Here is a 17,453-nt window from a genome sequence, read left to right on the forward strand (position 1 = left end):
ACACGAGGAAAGCCACAGCGGCACGGCCTGAAAACAGCACGCGCCGGCCCTTGCCTGCGCTATTCAACTGCGCTGTAACAGGCGCAAACCTGCCGAGCCTTGCTGGAGATCAATTTCGTGAACGCACCTGCCCGCGCCCCGGCGCCCGTCCTCGAGGACTATCCCTATCGCCTGTCGGACAATGTGCGCTTTGCGGATCTCGATCCGAACAACCACGTCAACAACGCGGTCTATTCCAGCTATTTCGAGACCAGCCGCGTGCTGCTGATGCGGGATCCCGCCTGCGGGCTGATCTCGCCGGGACAGAGCTGGGTGCTGGCACGGCTCGATATTCACTTTCGCGCCGAATTGCACTGGCCCGGCAAGATCGAACTCGGGCTCGGCGTCACCAAGATCGGCCGGACCTCGGTGACCTATTCACAGGTCGTGTTTTCGGAAGGCAAGTGCATGGCCTCGGCGATCGCAACGACCGTGATGGTTGGTCTCACCAGCCGTCAGCCAACGCCGATCCCGCCCGACGTCATCGAACGGTTTCAGCCATGGATGCTGCGCGGCTTGAACGCGCAGTAAATCACAAGTCCGGATAAGCTCAGGCCTGGCGCTCCGGCGTGATCACAACCAGGCCATCGAGCGCCTCGGTGATCTTGATCTGGCACGACAGCCGGGAGTTCGGCTTGATGTCGTAACCGAAGTCCAGCATGTCCTCTTCCATCGGCGTGGGTGCGCCGACGCGCTCCTGCCAGGCTTCGTCAACATAGACGTGGCAGGTGGCACAGGCGCAGGCGCCGCCGCATTCGGCTTCGATACCCGGGATGGCATTGCGAATGGCGGCCTCCATCACCGTGGAGCCGATCTCGGCGTCAATGCTGCGGGTCTCACCGGAGTGATCGACAAAGTTTATCTTGGCCATGATGCTCGCGCTGCGGAAAGGAAGATACCGGCTGTCCTATAACGGGTCGATCCGGATCGCGCCAGCGCTCCGCAGCAAAACCGTCATCTGGAAAAGATGGATCAAGCATGCCCCCCTGGGGGGATCAAAAACGATCCCTTTGGGATCAAAGCTGATCCCTTGGGGATCAGGACCGCTTCAGAAGGACGTCGATCTCCGCCCGCGCCTCGAGAACAGCGTCGGTGAGCGTCATCAGAGCCTCAGCGGTATCGCTGTTGTCGCGCAGCGTGCTTTCCAGCCACTCGGCGGCTTCCGTGATGCGGAATGCGCCGACCGCCTGCGCCGAGCCCTTCAGCTTGTGCGTAAGCTCAGCCGCATTTGCCGGCATTTTGACGATCGTCTCGATCAGCTCGCTCGACTGGGCCGCGAACATGGCCAGAACTTCGCGCTCCAGGCTGACATCGCCCATAGTCATACGCTGAAGGTGGGTAAAATCGATCGGCCCGTCATCGGGAACCAGCGGCGGTGACGGCATCCATTGAACCCGTTCGAGGTGAAGCGGCATTGATGATGGCCCAGATTCCCGCCAGCCGGCAAATCCAGCTGCGATTTTTCGCAGCCAAACATGGAATTGGTTAACGGAACGTTCTGGGTACAATCCGCCGGGATGACGCAGTTTTGACGCAAACTCGCCACGATTGAGGGCCGGTTCCGTTTATTTGAGGCGCCACAAGACGTTACCGGGGGAAGCCGTTAACTATCATTAAGAATGTCTTAACCAGAACCATTTCATTCGCACGACCAAGCCAATAGGATGTTTGCGGAAGTAGCGGACAAGCCGAGCGACCGGCAGTCCGAAATTCGTCCCGCGGGGTGCACATGGCCAGGTGCCATGCTGCAAGCGGGGCCGAATCACGGGGACTTCCGAGTAGTTGCGTAATCAGGGGGCGTGGAACGAGCATGGCAAACAACACCAAAAAGGCCAAGGATCCGACCGAAGTCGCGCTCTCTGCCATCCAGGAAGCACTCAACATCAGTGACCCCGCGCCGGTCGATCGCGATCAATCCGCGATCCGTGCCGATAACGCTTCCATCAATTCATCGTCCCCCATCGATCTCGACGACAACGCCCTCGACGCGCGTATCGCCAATGATCGGAGCTTCGAGCCACTGGAAGAGCAGCGCTTTGCGCGCCGTCCGGCGAACGACGACCGCGAAACCATCGGCCAGATCCTGCAGGCGCTGCAGAAGAACCGCCCTGCCCGCAACGTCTATACGCTTGCCACCCTGTTTGCCGGTCTGTGGATCGTCGGCGCAGGCCTGCTGACCGTTGCGTTCCTGCCGTCGCTGCAGGCCCTGATCGGTCAGGGCTCGGGCGGCACGCTGGCGCTGGCTGGCCTTGCTGCGTTGCTGTTCGCTCCGATTTTGCTGTTTTACTTCCTCGCCAGCCTCGCCTGGCGCGGGCAGGAAATGCGCCTGATCGCCCAGTCGATGGCACAGGTCGCGATCCGCTTCTCGGAGCCCGAAGGCGCTGCCAGCGACTCGATGGTCACGGTCGGCCAGGCGATCCGCCGCGAAGTCGCTGCGATGGGCGACGGCGTCGAGCGCGCGATTGCGCGTGCCGGCGAACTCGAAACCCTCGTCGCCAACGAAGTTTCCGCGCTGGAACGCGCTTACTCTGACAACGAAGTCCGCATCCGCGCCCTGCTGCAGGACATCGCGCATCAGCGCGACAACCTGGTTGGTCAGGCGGAGCAGGTTCGCTCCGCCATTTCAGGCGTGCAGATCGATCTCCGTCACGACATCGCGCTGATTTCAGATGCCATCGCCTCACGCGTCGATGAAGTCGCCAAGAGCATCACCGGTGCCCTCGAAGAGCGCGGCGAACACATCACCCGTGCGCTCGGCAATGCCGGCGACAACATGATCCTCGCGCTCGGCGAGCGTGGCGGCGACCTCCTCGACCGTCTCGAAGAGGCCAGTGCGGAGACCACCCGCGCGGTGCTCGACGCCAGCGAGCGGCTGACCACCAGCCTCAATTTCAAGACCGGCCACGTGCACGACGAATTCGTCGATCTCGCCGACCGCGTCCACGAAATGCTCAACGAGCGTATCGACCGCATCACCAACGAATTCGAACAGCGGTCGGCCACGATTGTCGATCGCGTGTCGGATCGCACCGAGCAGGTCCATGACTCGCTGAAGAATTCCAGCGATAGCTTGCTGCTCGAACTCGAGCTGCGCAGCGGCGACCTCGTCAGCAAGATCGACGATGCCGGCAACCGCCTTGCCAACCAGATTCTCACGTCGGGCGACAAGGCCAGCGAGTCCCTCGACGCCACCGTCAACGCGCTGGTGGCCAAGGTCGCGAGCCAGACCGAAACCGCGCACGACACCATCAGCCTGCAGATGAACGCCTTCGACGAACTGGTGAAGGAACAGGGCTCTGAGCTGGCCGAGCGTTTCTCGCGCGACAGCGGCACGCTCGGGGCGCTCATCACCAAACACATCTCGGAATTCGACCGCACGGTGAAGACCTTCGGCGGCGAAGTCGTCGACCGTCTCGGTCAGCGCACGCAGGACATCAGCGAGACGCTGAAGACCTATGTCGACAACTTCGACACCCGCGTCGCATCCAATGTCGGCGGCATCACGTCGTCGCTCGACACCCGCCTCGCAGAATTCGAGACCAAATTCGAAGGCCGCGTCGTCAATCTCGATGCATCGCTCGACACCAGGATCAAGTCGTTCGACGAGACCGTCGATGGACGCCTCAAGAGCCTTGAAGAAACGTTCGACGCGCGCGCCCAGTCGGTCACCGCGACCATCGATACGCGTCTTGAAAACCTCGCATCGACGCTTTCGGCAGGTGCCCATCAGGCCGTCCAGTCGGTCGACTCACGCCTGACGCATCTGACCACTGCCCTGACCGAAGGCGCGAAGCTCGCAGTCAGCTCGGTCGACGACCGCCTGACCCATCTGACCACCGCGCTCACGGAAGGCGCCGTACAGGCGATCCACTCGATCGACGACCGCCTTTCGTACTTCACGAGCTCGCTCACCGAAGGCACGACGCAGGCGATCACCGCCATCGACAGCCGCATCAACAACGTCACCGACGCCATCGACAGCCGCAGCACTCAGTTCGCGGATACCATCACTGCACGCTTCCAGACGATCCACGAAGGCATGGAAGGTCGTATCGGCATTGTTGCCGGCGAGATCGAAACCCGTGTCGAACAATTCGAGGAACTGCTCGGCTCGCGCATTGAGGCTGTTGCCGGCCGTATCGAAACGTCCGGCCGCACGGCCAGCGACTCGCTCATGGCCCGCGCCGAAGAACTCTCGATCGGCATCAAGACCAATGTCGAGGACGCCGAGCGTTCGCTCACGCATCTCATGGTCAATACCAGCGAGACCATTCAGGCCGGCGCCCGCGCCGCGCAGGAATCCCTCGTGTCGGTCTCGACCGATGTCGGCGCACAGCTGAAGCTGACTGCGTCGGATATCGAGAGCTCGCTGACCGCCGTCGGCACCACTGCCGCCACGGCCATCGTCAACAGCGCCCGCGATGCGCAGGCCACGCTGGTCAACGCGTCTTCGGAAGCCTCGCTGCAGGTGAAGTCACTGTCGGCCGATGTCGAACGCGCGCTCACTGCGGCCGGCTCGGCCACCGCAGCTTCAATGCTTTCGGGTGCCCGCGACGCCCAGTCGACACTGGTTGCCACCTCTTCGGAAGTCGCCAGCCAGATCCAGTCGCTCTCGGCCGATATCGAACGCACCCTGACCTCTGCAGGCACGGCAACGGCCGACTCGGTGCTGTCCGGCGCCCGCGCCGCGCAGAGCACGCTCGTCGCCGCATCGACCGACGCCTCGCAGCAGGTCCGCACCCTTGCGGCCGATGTGGAGCGCACGCTGATCGCCGCCGGCACCGCCAGCGCGGAGTCGATCCTGGCCAGTACGCGCAATGTCCAGGCCTCGCTGATCGATGCCTCGACCGAAGCATCGAACCACGTCCGCAACCTCGTAGCCGACATGGAACGCAGCCTCACGACGGCCGGCACCGCCACCGCCGAGTCGATTGTCGCCGGCGCCCGCGAAGCCCAGAGCACGCTGGCCACGGCATCTTCCGAGGCATCGAACCATGTGAAGTCGCTCTCGATCGACGTGCAGCGCACACTCACCGCGGTCGGCGCCGATACGGCGGCTGCGATCCTCTCGAGCGCCCGCGAAGTGCAGACCTCGCTGGCGACCTCGTCGGCGGATGCCGCAAACCAGATCAAGGTGATCTCTGCCGACATCGAGCGTTCGCTCTCGAACGTCACCGCCAACACCACCGACAACATCCAGGCCAGTGCGCTCAATGCGCAGAACTCGCTGCTCGCCGCTTCGAACGAGATCACCACCAAGATCAAGACGACCTCGTCGGAGATCGAGCGGTCGGTATTCGCCGCTTCGGGCAGCTTCGGCACCACGATGACCGGCAAGACCGACGAAATCGTCACCTATGTGCAGCAGCAGACCGACCGTCTGTCGCAGATGGTCGATGCCAAGCGCGGTTCGCTGGTCGATGCGCTGGGCGCCAAGGCCAATCAGCTCACCGTCGATATCGACCGCGTCACCGCCGACGCGCTCAAGGCGATCGAGACCCGTGGCCAGACCTTCTCGCAGACCATGGTCACCAACAGCACCGACGTGGCTCGCGCCATCACCACGGCTGGCGAACTCGCCACCGGCGCGGTCAACAAGTCGCTGAAGGATCTCGAGCAGAGCTCCCGCACTGCCATCGAGCAGTCGCGTCAGGTCTCGATCACTGCGGTCACCGAGATGCAGGAAACCAGCAAGATCCTGCGTACCGATACCGTAGCGCTGTTCGAGCGGCTGCGTGAAGGCAACATCCTGCTGCAGGAAGTCCTCACCGGCGCCCACGACAACCTCAACTCACTGGAGCGCGCGCTGGTCACCCGCGTGGCGGACTTCGTGTCCACCATGAACGACGTGACCTCGCGCAACGGCCTGGCGACCCAGACGCTGGAAGAACAGCTCACCGTGTTCACTTCGAAGACCTCGAAGGCCCTGGAAGATCTCGGCTCGCTCTCGGGCCAGTTCGAAACCCATGGCCACGCCCTCGTGGATGCCGCGGCTCTGGTCGAACAGAGCAACCGCTCCACGATGTCGTCGGTCGGCGAACGCAAGGCCGCGCTCGAATCGCTGGTCACCACCATCGACCTGCGCACCACCGATCTCGATCAGCGCCTCACCCGCTTCACCAGCCTGCTCGATGAATCGCTGGCTGCCGCCGAAGAGCGTGCCCGCGATATCGCCCGCGTCGTTGCGGAGACCGCAGGTCAGGGCTCGGCTGCGATCAGCCGGCAGTTCGAAGCCGTCCGCACCGCGGCGGAAGAAGAACGCCGCGCGACAACGCAAGCCATGAGCGAAATTTACCAGCAGGGCACGCAGGAAGCCGATGCCATGTTCAAGCAGTCGGCCGACAAGTTCTCGTCGATGGTCGCCAGCATGAAGCAGATGGCTGCCGAAATGCACAGCGAACTCGAGAGCACCCGTACCGAACTGCGCCGTGGCGTTCTCGACATGCCACAGGAAGCCGCCGAGAGCACGGCGCAGATGCGCAAGGTGATCGTCGACCAGATCGAGGCGCTCGCCGAGCTGAACCGCATCGTCGCCCGTCATGGTCGCGGCCTCGACGTGGTCTCGACCAGCCGCACCACCAGCGTGCAGCGTGACGAGGAGCCGGCAATGGCGATCGCCAGCAGCCGTAGCGAAGCGCGTCACGAGGCTCCGCGTCCCGCCCCGCGCCGCGAGGAACCATCGGCCCGCAGCGCGTCGAGCCTGCCGATGCCAGATATCGGTGGTCCCGGCCCGCGCCGCACCGAAGCGCCGTCGGTCGCCCCGGCAAGTTCCGATCAGGGCCGCGACGGCTGGTTGTCGGATCTGCTCGGCCGTGCCGATCACGTCGAGGAAGATCGCACGCCGCCGCGCCGCGCCCCTGCGTCGCAGCAGCCTGCTGCCTCGGCCAATCCACTGGAGTCGCTGTCGCTCGACATCGGCCGCCTGATGGATCGCACACTGGCTGCCGAAATGTGGGATCGCTATCAGCGTGGTGAGAGCAAGGCCTTCAGCAAACGGCTCTACACGCCTGCCGGCCAGAAAGCCTTCGACGAGGTCGCCCGCAAGTATCGCGCCGACCGCAACTTCAAGGGCACGGTGGATCGCTACATCACCGAGTTCGAACGTCTGCTCGACGAAGTCGCCCGCGATGAACGCGGCCCGGCAGCGCTGCGCAGCCATCTCACCTCGGAAACGGGCCTGGTCTACACCCTGCTCGCGCATGCAGCGGGCCGGCTGGGCTAAGCAAGATCAAATACGAACGCGAAAAGCGGAGGCAGCAATGCCTCCGCTTTTTTGTTGAGCCTGCTGCTGTGCCGGAGCGCTATACGCGGGGCCAGGCCCGTGCCATCATCACGCGGGATCCTTGTCGTGAATACTGACACCGAACGGCAAGGACACCCAGGCATGCCGCCGGCAATGATAAACGGAGATCTCCGGAGGCGGAAAATCCGGATCGGCAAAGCAACCGACCGCCACGGCTACCGAGCGCGCTTCATGTCCTTCTTCGGTGTGGAAGAGATTGGTGCCGCAGACGGGACAGAAACGGAATCGGAAGCGCGCGCCCTGATCCCCGGTGCGGACATATTCGGTTGCGATGCCGCTCACCTTGTAATGCGGCCCAAAGCCTGCGAGTGCGGCGAAGACGCTGCCGGTCCGGCGCTGGCAAGCGAGACAGTGGCATATACCGACGCCCCTCGGCTCGCCTTCGAGCACGATGGACAGCTGACCGCACGAACAGGACGCAGTTCTCGACATAACGGACCTCCTCGATGCAGCGGTCTGCTGGATCACGGGCCGTGACAGTTACCTTATGCGAACCCGATGCGTTGGGTGAAGCTGCGCGTATCGCCCACCGCGATATGCATCACCCCCGGCTTGTCGGCGAACTCGCCGTCGAAATCCACCGGGCTGGCATAGCCGTACCATGGCTCGATGCAGAGGAATGCAGCCCCGGATGGTTTCGACCAGATGCCGAGTTCGCGAAAACCTTCCCAGGCGAAGGTGATCGTCGGTCCGCCAGGCGCGCTATAGCTCAACGATGTGCTGGCGAGATGATCGAAGATCATCGCATCCTTCACGAACAGCGATTCCGACAGCGCCAGCGCGCCGCCCTGCACCGGTGATGGTTCTGGTTCCCTCAGCAACAATCCACCCTTGAGCCGTCTGATCGGCGCCGGCTCAGCATCGGAGAAGATGATCGTATGTGCCCGCTTGTCGGCGCCGTCCGTCAGCGGCCAGTGAAAGGCGGGATGCGCGCCGATCGAGGCTGGCAGCGTCTCATCGCCTGTATTGGTCACGGCATAGCCGATCACCAGTTCATCACCTTCGATCGCATAGGTCACGTCCAGCCTGAAGGCGAACGGATATTTCGCGCGGCTGGCGTCATTGTCCGACAGCGAAAGCGCGCAGGACGACGGTCCCTGCCCGGTCCAGTTGAAGCGCTGGTCGCGCGCAAAGCCGTGCTGGGTCATCGCATAGGTCTGGCCGCGATGGCGCAGCACATCGTCCTTCAGCTTGCCGACAATCGGAAACAGCAGCGGCGCATGGCGCGGCCATTCCTCGCCGGCCTGCCAGAGCACTTCATGCCCGTTGGCATCTTTCAGCGAGCATAATTCCGCGCCATCCGCCTTGATAGTCGCCGTGACACGGCCGTTGCTGATGGTGAAACGATCATCGGTCTCCATCAGCATTCTCCAATCTATTGAACGCGATCGCTATTGGGCCTGACGACGACGCGGAGCAGCAGGAACTGGAGTCGCCGGGACTGGTGCTGCTGCAGGTGTACTGCTGCTGCTCGCACCGAACAACAGGCGCGTCGGATTGCGATCGAGATTGTTCACGGCGCGGCTGATATCCGCGAGGGTACGGCGGCCATCGAGCATCAATGCACCGGAACGCTTGTCGAGATTCTCCGTCAGCTCATGGAACGACTTCACGGCCGCGGTCAGCTCACCGCCGTCCTTGCCACCCGCAAGCGCATCCAGGCCGAGCAGGATGTTGTCGGTTCGCCCGACGACGCTGTCAGCCTTGCCCATGACACCGTCGGCCTTTCCCATCACGCTGTCGATCTTGAGCATGATGCCGTCGATCACTTCGGAATTTTTCGCCAGCGTCGCCGTGAAGGTTTCGACGTTCTTCATAGCGCCCTTGAGAGTATCCTGATTGTCGGCGACCAGACGATTGACATTGTTCAGCGTTGCCCGGATCGATTCAGAAATATCCCGCAGCAGCTCCGGATCGGCCGTCAGGACCGGCACGCCGTCGGTGTCCAGCGGGACCGCAGGCGCAGCTTCATCGCCGCCCTTCAGCGCGATCGCCGCTACACCCGTGAGCCCCTGGAATTCCAGGCCGACCAGCGTGTCCTTGCGGATGGGCGCGATATTCTCGACCATCGCCAGCGCAACGACCCGCTTCGGGTTGTCGAGCTTCACGGAGACGACTTCACCGACCCGGATACCATTGAAATTGACATTGCCGCCGTTGCGCAGGCCCGACGCCGCGCCTTCGAAGATGATGCGCAGGGGCGTGCGCTGCGTGGTCGAATGCAGATTCTGGAACCACAACACGAAGCCGAACGCTGCGGCAATCACCGCCAGCGTGAAAGTTCCGATCAGGACGAAGTTCGCCCGCGTTTCCATCAAACCAACTCCAGTACAACTAGCCGATAACAGCGCGTGCGCGCTTGCCGTGGAAATATTCCCGTAGCCAGGGATGTTGCGAGGCCAGCATGTCGGCCATCGTTCCCTGCGCGATGATCTTGCCATTGCCGAGAACGGCGATCCGGTCGCAGGCTGTATGCAGGCTGTCGAGATCATGAGTTACCATGAAAACGGTCAGCCCCAAAGTTCGCTGCAGCGTGCGCACCAGTTCGTCGAAATCGCCGGCGCCGATCGGATCGAGACCCGAGGTCGGCTCATCCAGGAACACGATCTCCGGATCGAGCGCGAGCGCCCGCGCCAGCGCCACGCGCTTGATCATGCCGCCCGAAAGTTCCGACGGATAGCGATCGGCGACCTCCGGCTTGAGACCGACCATGGTGAGCTTGGCCATGGTGATCTCATCGAGCAGACGCTCCGAGACCTTGAGATATTCGCGCACCGGAAACTGGATGTTCTGTCGCACGCTGAGCGACGAGAACAGCGCACCGTGCTGAAACAGGATACCCCAGCGTCGCTCGACGTCACGGCGCGCCTTGTCGCCGCTATCGAGATCGGTGCCGAACACTTCGATCGTGCCGGAGACCTTCGGAACGAGGCCAATGATCGTACGCATCAGCACGGACTTTCCGGCGCCGGATGCACCGACGAAGCCGAGGATTTCGCCGCGGGTGACATCGAGATGGAGGCCGTCGAGCACGCGGCGGCTGCCGAATGCCACGGTGAGATCGCGCACGCTGATGATCGCGTTGGCAGAGGTGGAGGCAGCAGCCGTCGGCGTCTCGGTAATGGGGGTCGCAGTCGTCGAGGTCATGGCCGTCAGATCCCGATCGATGCGAAGAAGATCGCGAATACGCCGTCCATCACGATCACGAAGAAGATTCCCTTCACCACCGACGACGTGGTGTGCTGCCCCAGCGACTCCGCGCTGCCCTGCACGGCAAGACCTTCGACGCAGGCCACGATGCCGATCACCATGGCCATCACGGGCGCCTTCACCATTCCGACGATGAAGTGGTTGATCGAAATCGCCTCACGCAGTCGCGACAGAAACGACGACGGGTCGACGCCGCCATAGAGCCAGGCGACCAGGCCGCCGCCATAGAGCGCAGCCATCGCGCCGAGAAATGCGAGAATGGGCAGCGCCAGCACCAGCGCCACCATACGCGGAAGGATCAGGACTTCGATGGCATCGAAGCCCATGGTGCGCAGCGCATCGATTTCCTCGCGCATCTTCATGGAACCGAGTTCGGCGGTATAGGCACTGCCGGAACGACCGGCGACCATGATCGCCACCAAAAGCACGCCGAGCTCGCGCAGCACCAGCACGCCGAGCATGTCGACCACGAAGACGTCGGCGCCGAAGCGGCGGAAATGGAACAGGCCCTGCTGGGCGACGATACAGCCGATCAGGAATGTGATCAGCACCACGATCGGGACCGCGTTCCAGCACACCTGCTGCAGGTGATGCACTACCGAGGTCAGCCGGAACTTCGACGGATGTCGCCAGACGCGGAACCAGGCGGCGATCACGGCGCCGATCATATCGACGAGGGCGACGAGGGTTTCGCCGATGCCGTAGATATTGCGGCCGATCCCATCGAGCACGGCGGTCAGGGCGCTACCGCTTGGCGGTAACGGGACGGCAGGCTTCACGCGGCGGACCTCGTCGACCAGGGTCGCGTAATTCGCCGAAAGGCCCGCGATCTGCGCCTCGGGGCCGCCATTGGTCAGCGCCCGGCGCAACCTTTCGATCAGCCAGGCGCCAAATGTGTCCAGCTTGGAGACCTGCGACACGTCGATGAAGATGTTGGGACGGCTGCCGGTCAGCTTTTCGGCCTCGCCCACGAGTTTTTCGAGCGCGGGGGCAAAACGCGCCGTCCACGACCCAGCCGCGCACAGCGCCAAGCCGTCGCCTTTCGCGATCTTTTCCAGGGTCGGGCCGCTCAAAACAGGCTCCCGCGGGCGTTCAGTCTGTGCATGAACAAAGTATTAACACGCCCAAATACGTTTCTGAGAAGCCAAGTGAAGCCAACACGTTGCTATGGTTAATATAGCCTTAATCCGCCATGTCAGACACTGGCATTGCGTCGCAAACAAGTTCACGGCGATCAAGTAAACTTATAGACACGTCATTACCCTGCCGTTGCCGGCACAGCCCGAAAGACGCCGCATTGTCCGCATCCGACGCTGCCCCCGCCCTAATGACCGCCCGGATCGAGCAATGGCCGATCGCTGGCGCCTTCACCATCAGCCGCGGCGCCAAAACAGAGGCCGTCGTCGTGGTCGCCGAGATCCACCGTGGCGGTTTGACCGGCCGCGGCGAATGCGTCCCCTATGCGCGCTATGGCGAGACCCCGGAGGCCACGCTGGCGGCCATCCTGGCGATGCAGGACCGATTTGCCGCCGGCCTCGACCGAAGCGCCCTGCAATCGGCCATGCCTGCCGGTGCCGCCCGTAACGCCGTGGATTGCGCCCTCCTCGACCTCGAAGCCAAGAGCCAGGGCCAGCGCGTCTGGGACATGCTGCAGCGGCCGGCACCGCGCGCCTGCACCACCGCCTATACGATCTCGCTCGGCACGCCCGAGGCGATGGCCTCCGCCACCGCAAAGGCCGCCTACCGGCCGCTCCTGAAGATCAAGCTCGGCAGTGACGACGACATCAGCCGTATCACGGCCGTGCGCCAGGCTGCACCGGAATCCGAGTTGATCGTCGATGCCAATGAGGCATGGACGCCGGACAACCTGAAAGCCAATCTCGATGCCTGCCATAACGCTGGCGTCACGCTGATCGAGCAGCCCCTGCCCGCCGGCAAGGACGATGCGCTGATGCATGTGCATCGGCCGATCATGGTTTGCGCCGACGAGAGCGTGCATGGCCTCGCTTCGCTCGAGGCGTTACGCGGGCGCTATGATGCGATCAATATCAAGCTCGACAAGACCGGCGGCCTGACGGAGGCGCTGGCGATGGCCGACGCGGCACGTGCCATGAACCTCGACATCATGGTGGGCTGCATGGTGGCGACGTCGCTGGCGATGGCGCCGGCGATGCTGATTGCGCACTATGCGCGCTTCGTCGATCTCGATGGTCCGCTGTTGCTGGCCGGCGATCGCGATGATGGTTTGCGCTACGACAAGAGCACAGTCTATCCGCCCGACACCGCGCTCTGGGGCTGAATCTCGCCGAGCCGCTGGCCCGCGCGCCTGCGGCCAAACCAGATCACGCAGGCGCCGCACAGGCCGAGCGCGGCCATCACGTAATAAACACCCTCGCCATAGCGCGCATAGATCGCGCCTGACAGAACCGCCATACTGCTCATCACGAGACCGGTGCAGGCGGTGACATAGCCCTGCGCGCGCGCCATCACATGTGGTGGGACGTGATGCAGCAACAGGCCCATGGTGCCGAGCTGCGTCAAGCCATAAGTCGCGCCGTGCAGCAACTGGACGACCACGAGAACGGGTAGCGGCAGTGTCTGCGCGGTCAGGGTCCAGCGCAGCAATGCGCCGAACCCGCCAAGGATGACCATGGTCGCGGGTGCCAGTGTCAGACGCGGCGACACTGCGAACAGGACGATCTCGGCGAGGACGCCGAGCGTCCAAAGGCCCGCGATGGTCAGGCCGTCAAGACCTGCCGCCTGCCAGGTGATCGAGGCGAAAGTGTAGTAGCCGGCGTGGCTGCCCTGGATCAGCGCGGCGGAGATTGCGATCGCCAGAAAACCGGGATCGCGCAGCAGCGTGCTCGCCTTGGACAGCGTCGTGCCATCGCCGACCGGCGCACCCAGCGGCTGCAGACCGAGACTGACGATAGCGGACAGCACCATCGCCGCGACGATCACCCAGATCAGGTGCTGGCCGTCGAGCCAATTGACGACCATGCCGCAGGCGAGCGCCCCGACGACGAAAGCCGCCGAGCCCCATAGCCGCAGCGGCCCGTAATCGAAGCCAAACCGCACGACACCCTTCAGCGCATAGCCGTCGGTCAGCGCCGTCAGCGGCGTCCACACCACCGCGGTCAGCGCGAACACAACGAGCACTGCAAGCGGCGCATGCAACGTGCCAACCAGCGCGAAACCGATCATGGTGAGAAAGGCGCAGGCGATCATCGTCTGGCGCAAGGCGTGACGCCGCTCGGCAAAGGCGGTGATGAACGGCAGCGTCGTGAAGCGCGTCATCGACGGCACCGCCAGGATGGCGCCGATCCATGTCGGGTCGATCCCGATCGCCTTCAGCCAGACCGGGAAGAACGGCAAATAGAAGCCGCTGGAGCCGAACACGGTGCCGTAGAACATCGCCAGCCGCAGCGCGAATTTGCGGCGGATTTGCGGGGCGCTATGGGTGGCAGATTCGGCTATCATGAGGTGAACTGCGATTCGCTACGGGATCGTGGTGATGGTTACATACCGCGCATCCCCCCGCGCGCCACGAGTTATCATGATGGCCGAAGAAGCATTTGCCCTGTCGCCGATCTCTGCCCGCCCCAATGTGCCGGGCGAGGCAGACTATGACGCGATCCGCGAAGCCTTCATGGAGACTGCGCGCGGCCGCTGGTTTCTCGCTGAATATGCCAAGCGTAACCGCACGGCCGATACCAGCCTGGTACTCGAGGCGGTCACGCGACTGGAAGCCAATCTCGCCGCCCAGAAACAGGCACCGGCGCTCAGCCTGATCGCCGCGCTCGGCGCGATCCGCTCTGCCGTCCGCCAGGCCAAGGCAACCGCCATCGAGGCGATGCCCCGCGTCGATACCGATGAGACACTGACGGGCGCCCGCAATGGCACCCGCATCATTCGCGAGATCGCCTGGACGCTGCGCGAATGCGGCGCGGATATCCGCATCTGCGATCTGCTGGACACCCAGGTGAAGGCCATCGAGGCCGGCCAGCAGGCGCTCGATGGCAACGGCCGTGAGGATGTGTTGGCGAGCTACGATCTGCTGATGCAGCGGATCGAGCAGATGGTAGACGGCAGCGCGGCGACGATTGCGCAGGCCGAGCAGGCACCGGTTGCTGAAAAGGCCGAGCCCGTCGTCACCGAAGCACGCGAAGCATCCGTGACGCCGCTGTTCAAGTCGCAGGCAAGCGAAGTACTGGCCGAGACGGTCACGATCTCCAACGCACCGCCGCGCATGACAGCGCAGCCGGTCGTTGCGGACTCGGTCGCAGCGGAAGCCGTTGCCGAAGCGGCTGCGCCTATCGCAGAAGCCACCACAGAGCTCGCCGCGACGATCGCTGAAGCCTCTGCGGCCATGACCGCAGCCGACATCGCGCAGGCGCCCGAGATCACGAGCGATGTTGAGGACGAACACGACCTCGCCGTGCTCGACATGGTCGCGGCGGAGATGGGCGCGCTCGATCTGAGCGAGCCTGATTTCATCGAGCCTCAACTTGCCGAGGCTGAGGTCATGCAGCTGGAAGCTGCCGCTGTTCAACCAGCCGAGCCTGAGGCCATCAATCCCGATCTGATGACGCTGGCGCAGATTGCAGAGGTCGCGCTGGCGCCCGAGCCACCGCAACCGGACCTGATCCCTCAGGTGGAAGCGGCCGCGCCCTCGCTTGGTGCTGCCCTGATTGCCGGTGGCGTAATCGCGGATCCGAACGCGCCGGCATCGGACCCGCTGGCGCCAATTCGCAAGATGACGCAGGCCGAGAAGATCGCGTTCTTCTCGTAGGCGCTTCTGTCCCGATCAGGCGTTGATGATCCTGGCGTAGAGATCCGCATCGACATTGCCGCCCGACAGAACGATCACCACGGTCTTGCCGCGCGCGTCGAAACGCCCGTGCATCAGAGCGGCCAGCGCCACAGCGCCGCCGGGCTCAACCACCAGCTTCAAGTCGCGGAACGCAAAAGCCATCGCGTTGCCGACTTCCTCGTCAGTAGCGGTGACGGCGCCCGACAGCAGATGCCGATTGACGGCGAAGGTGATTTCGCCGGGCGTCAGGGCCATCAGCGCATCGCAGATCGTGCGCCCTGCATTGCTGTGGGCGACGCGCTTGCCGGCCTGCAATGAGAGGCCGTGATCGTCAAAGCCTGCGGGTTCAGCGACGATGACCGAGGTCTCGGGGAATCGGGCCTTCACCGCCGTCGCAATGCCGCCGATCAGACCGCCGCCGGACGCCTGCGACGACACGATGTCCGGTACGATACCCAAGGCGGCCATGTCTTCCGCGATCTCGCGCCCGACAGTGCCCTGCCCTGCCATCACGAAGACATCGTCATAGGGTGGCACGACCGTGGCGCCGCTCTTGCCGGCGATATCGCGGGCAATGGCTTCGCGATCTTCCTTGACGCGATCATAAAGCACGACTTCGGCGCCATAGCCCCTGGTCCGTTCGACCTTCGACACCGGCGCATCGGACGGCATCACGATGGTCGCCTTCATGCCGAGAATCTGCGCTGCGGCGGCGACACCTTGCGCATGATTCCCGGACGAGAATGCGACGACGCCCCTGCCGCGCTCCCCCTCGGGGATCGACGAGATCTTGTTGAAGGCGCCGCGGAACTTGAACGAGCCGGTTCGCTGCAGCACTTCCGGCTTCAGGAACACTGTCGCGCCGGTCAGCGCATCGAGCGCAGGCGACCGGAGCAACGGCGTGCGCACTGCATAAGGGGCGATGACGCGCGCGGCGGCATCGATATCGGCGGATATAATCGGCAATGGGGTGCTTGTCATGCGCGCGTTTTATCGCGCGGCACAACCAGCGGGCAAGCTATACAAATCGCAGATCAGGCAGCGAAACGCGGATGCTTCGCTGCGGACGGTGCACGGGCGGCGATTTCGGCCCGCACATGGCTGATATTGCTGACGAAAGCGCGCGCCGACGCTTCCCAGGTGTGGCCGGCAGCAAAGGTGAGACAATCCTGCGGCGAAATGTCGAGCGCCTTGAGACAGGCCTGCCGCAAGTCGTCCGACAACACACCGACCGGCGACGCGCCGATCACGTCCTTCGGACCCGTCACCGGGAAGGCTGCCACCGGCACGCCGCTCGCCAGCGCCTCGAGCAATACGAGACCATAGGTGTCGGTCTTGCTCGGAAACACGAAGACATCGGCTGAGGCATAGGCAACGGCCAGAGCCTCGCCCTGCAATGCGCCCATGAACAGCGCCTCGGGATATTTCGCTTCGAGCGCCGCACGGGCCGGGCCATCGCCGACCACGACCTTCGTACCCGGCAGATCGAGATCGAGAAAGGCTTCGAGGTTTTTCTCGACGGCGACGCGGCCGACCGAGAGAAAAATCGGCTTCGGTTTGCCGAGATCGACCTGGCGCGGATGAAACAAATTGGCATCGACGCCACGCGGCCACAGCACGACATTGCGAAAGCCGCGTTCGCGCAGCTCGGTCGCCAGCGCCGGCGTCGCCGCCATCACGGCAGAGCTGGCGCCATGAAAGCGGCGCAGGCCGGCCCAAACCCAGGATTCCGGGATCGGAAAACGCGCCGAGATATATTCGGGAAAGCGCGTGTGAAAACTGGTGGTGAAGGGAATGTTGCGACGGCGGCAATAAGCGCGCGCAGAAAATCCGATCGGGCCTTCCGTCGCGATATGGATGTTGTCCGGTCTGGCCTCGTCAATCAGTTGCGCGATCTTGCGGCGGGTGGGGATCGCAACCCGCAGATCCGCGTAACTTGGCAACGCGACCGTGCGAAACGATTCCGGCGTGAGAAAACTCACATCGACGCCAAACCCCTTCGCCGCCTCGGCCATCATCGTCAGCGTGCGCACGACACCGTTGACTTGGGGATGCCAGGCATCGGTAGCGACGAGAATGCGCATCAGG

At 63.6% G+C, this 17,453-nt stretch carries 14 protein-coding genes; 4 read left to right on the plus strand and 10 right to left on the minus strand.

Features of this window, described 5'->3' with window-relative positions; translation table 11 throughout:
• Positions 1 to 117: 117 nt before the first annotated feature.
• Entirely contained in the window at positions 118 to 570 is a 453-nt protein-coding gene (locus ACEK02_RS13040; RefSeq protein ID WP_371422111.1) for an acyl-CoA thioesterase, read from the plus strand.
• 19 nt (positions 571 to 589) lie between these two features.
• Here ACEK02_RS13040 and ACEK02_RS13045 read toward each other — a convergent pair whose 3' ends face one another.
• Both ACEK02_RS13045 and ACEK02_RS13050 read right to left on the minus strand, forming a co-directional pair.
• Positions 590 to 910 (minus strand): 2Fe-2S iron-sulfur cluster-binding protein, encoded by a 321-nt coding sequence (locus ACEK02_RS13045; RefSeq protein ID WP_371422112.1) that lies wholly within the window; start codon positions 908 to 910, stop codon positions 590 to 592.
• Positions 911 to 1,076: 166 nt separating this feature from the next.
• Entirely contained in the window at positions 1,077 to 1,424 is a 348-nt protein-coding gene (locus ACEK02_RS13050) for an Hpt domain-containing protein (protein ID WP_371422113.1), read from the minus strand.
• 425 nt (positions 1,425 to 1,849) lie between these two features.
• On the opposite strand from ACEK02_RS13050, the gene ACEK02_RS13055 reads away from it, so the two are divergent.
• A complete protein-coding gene (locus ACEK02_RS13055; protein WP_371422114.1) occupies positions 1,850 to 7,261 on the plus strand; it encodes a hypothetical protein in 5,412 nt (1,803 codons plus the stop codon).
• 108 nt (positions 7,262 to 7,369) lie between these two features.
• Here ACEK02_RS13055 and ACEK02_RS13060 read toward each other — a convergent pair whose 3' ends face one another.
• The 5 genes from ACEK02_RS13060 to ACEK02_RS13080 are packed head-to-tail and all read right to left on the minus strand — an operon-like array spanning position 7,370 to position 11,625.
• A complete protein-coding gene (locus ACEK02_RS13060; protein WP_371422115.1) occupies positions 7,370 to 7,774 on the minus strand; it encodes a GFA family protein in 405 nt (134 codons plus the stop codon).
• Between the two features lie 53 nt (positions 7,775 to 7,827).
• The gene (locus ACEK02_RS13065; RefSeq protein WP_371422116.1) at positions 7,828 to 8,703 is read right to left on the minus strand and encodes an aldose 1-epimerase family protein; all 876 of its coding nucleotides are present in this window, start codon (positions 8,701 to 8,703) and stop codon (positions 7,828 to 7,830) included.
• Between the two features lie 30 nt (positions 8,704 to 8,733).
• Complete coding sequence (locus ACEK02_RS13070) at positions 8,734 to 9,657, minus strand: MlaD family protein (RefSeq protein ID WP_371422117.1); 924 nt, start codon at positions 9,655 to 9,657, stop codon at positions 8,734 to 8,736.
• Positions 9,658 to 9,676: 19 nt separating this feature from the next.
• Positions 9,677 to 10,489 (minus strand): ABC transporter ATP-binding protein, encoded by an 813-nt coding sequence (locus ACEK02_RS13075; protein WP_371422118.1) that lies wholly within the window; start codon positions 10,487 to 10,489, stop codon positions 9,677 to 9,679.
• Positions 10,490 to 10,494: 5 nt separating this feature from the next.
• On the minus strand, positions 10,495 to 11,625 hold the full coding sequence (locus ACEK02_RS13080; protein WP_371422119.1) for an MlaE family lipid ABC transporter permease subunit: 1,131 nt from the start codon (positions 11,623 to 11,625) through the stop codon (positions 10,495 to 10,497).
• A 254-nt stretch (positions 11,626 to 11,879) separates the two neighbouring features.
• Between ACEK02_RS13080 and dgcA the strand changes: the two genes are divergently transcribed.
• Complete coding sequence (gene dgcA / locus ACEK02_RS13085; protein WP_371422163.1) at positions 11,880 to 12,851, plus strand: N-acetyl-D-Glu racemase DgcA; 972 nt, start codon at positions 11,880 to 11,882, stop codon at positions 12,849 to 12,851.
• On the opposite strand, the gene ACEK02_RS13090 is transcribed toward dgcA, so the two are convergent.
• Complete coding sequence (locus tag ACEK02_RS13090; protein ID WP_371422120.1) at positions 12,821 to 14,032, minus strand: MFS transporter; 1,212 nt, start codon at positions 14,030 to 14,032, stop codon at positions 12,821 to 12,823. The genes dgcA and ACEK02_RS13090 overlap by 31 nt on opposite strands.
• A gap of 76 nt (positions 14,033 to 14,108) precedes the next feature.
• Here ACEK02_RS13090 and ACEK02_RS13095 point away from each other — a divergent pair, with 76 nt between their 5' ends.
• Entirely contained in the window at positions 14,109 to 15,344 is a 1,236-nt protein-coding gene (locus tag ACEK02_RS13095; RefSeq protein ID WP_371422121.1) for a hypothetical protein, read from the plus strand.
• 15 nt (positions 15,345 to 15,359) lie between these two features.
• On the opposite strand, the gene ACEK02_RS13100 is transcribed toward ACEK02_RS13095, so the two are convergent.
• Both ACEK02_RS13100 and ACEK02_RS13105 read right to left on the minus strand, forming a co-directional pair.
• Complete coding sequence (locus ACEK02_RS13100) at positions 15,360 to 16,346, minus strand: threonine/serine dehydratase (RefSeq protein WP_371422122.1); 987 nt, start codon at positions 16,344 to 16,346, stop codon at positions 15,360 to 15,362.
• 53 nt (positions 16,347 to 16,399) lie between these two features.
• Positions 16,400 to 17,449: a glycosyltransferase family 4 protein gene (locus ACEK02_RS13105; RefSeq protein WP_371422123.1), complete on the minus strand. Its 1,050-nt coding sequence runs from the start codon at positions 17,447 to 17,449 to the stop codon at positions 16,400 to 16,402.
• Positions 17,450 to 17,453: the final 4 nt, after the last annotated feature.

It is taken from the genome of Tardiphaga sp., assembly GCF_041424195.1.
Lineage (GTDB): Bacteria > Pseudomonadota > Alphaproteobacteria > Rhizobiales > Xanthobacteraceae > Tardiphaga.

Coding starts and splice junctions, on each gene's coding strand:
- ACEK02_RS13045 (WP_371422112.1), bottom strand. CDS start 910: ATGGCCAAGATAAACTTTGTCGATCACTCCGGTGAGACCCGCAGCATT.
- ACEK02_RS13050 (WP_371422113.1), bottom strand. CDS start 1,424: ATGCCGTCACCGCCGCTGGTTCCCGATGACGGGCCGATCGATTTTACC.
- ACEK02_RS13055 (WP_371422114.1), top strand. CDS start 1,850: ATGGCAAACAACACCAAAAAGGCCAAGGATCCGACCGAAGTCGCGCTC.
- ACEK02_RS13060 (WP_371422115.1), bottom strand. CDS start 7,774: ATGTCGAGAACTGCGTCCTGTTCGTGCGGTCAGCTGTCCATCGTGCTC.
- ACEK02_RS13065 (WP_371422116.1), bottom strand. CDS start 8,703: ATGGAGACCGATGATCGTTTCACCATCAGCAACGGCCGTGTCACGGCG.
- ACEK02_RS13070 (WP_371422117.1), bottom strand. CDS start 9,657: ATGGAAACGCGGGCGAACTTCGTCCTGATCGGAACTTTCACGCTGGCG.
- ACEK02_RS13075 (WP_371422118.1), bottom strand. CDS start 10,489: ATGACCTCGACGACTGCGACCCCCATTACCGAGACGCCGACGGCTGCT.
- dgcA (WP_371422163.1), top strand. CDS start 11,880: ATGACCGCCCGGATCGAGCAATGGCCGATCGCTGGCGCCTTCACCATC.
- ACEK02_RS13090 (WP_371422120.1), bottom strand. CDS start 14,032: ATGATAGCCGAATCTGCCACCCATAGCGCCCCGCAAATCCGCCGCAAA.
- ACEK02_RS13095 (WP_371422121.1), top strand. CDS start 14,109: ATGATGGCCGAAGAAGCATTTGCCCTGTCGCCGATCTCTGCCCGCCCC.
- ACEK02_RS13100 (WP_371422122.1), bottom strand. CDS start 16,346: ATGACAAGCACCCCATTGCCGATTATATCCGCCGATATCGATGCCGCC.
- ACEK02_RS13105 (WP_371422123.1), bottom strand. CDS start 17,449: ATGCGCATTCTCGTCGCTACCGATGCCTGGCATCCCCAAGTCAACGGT.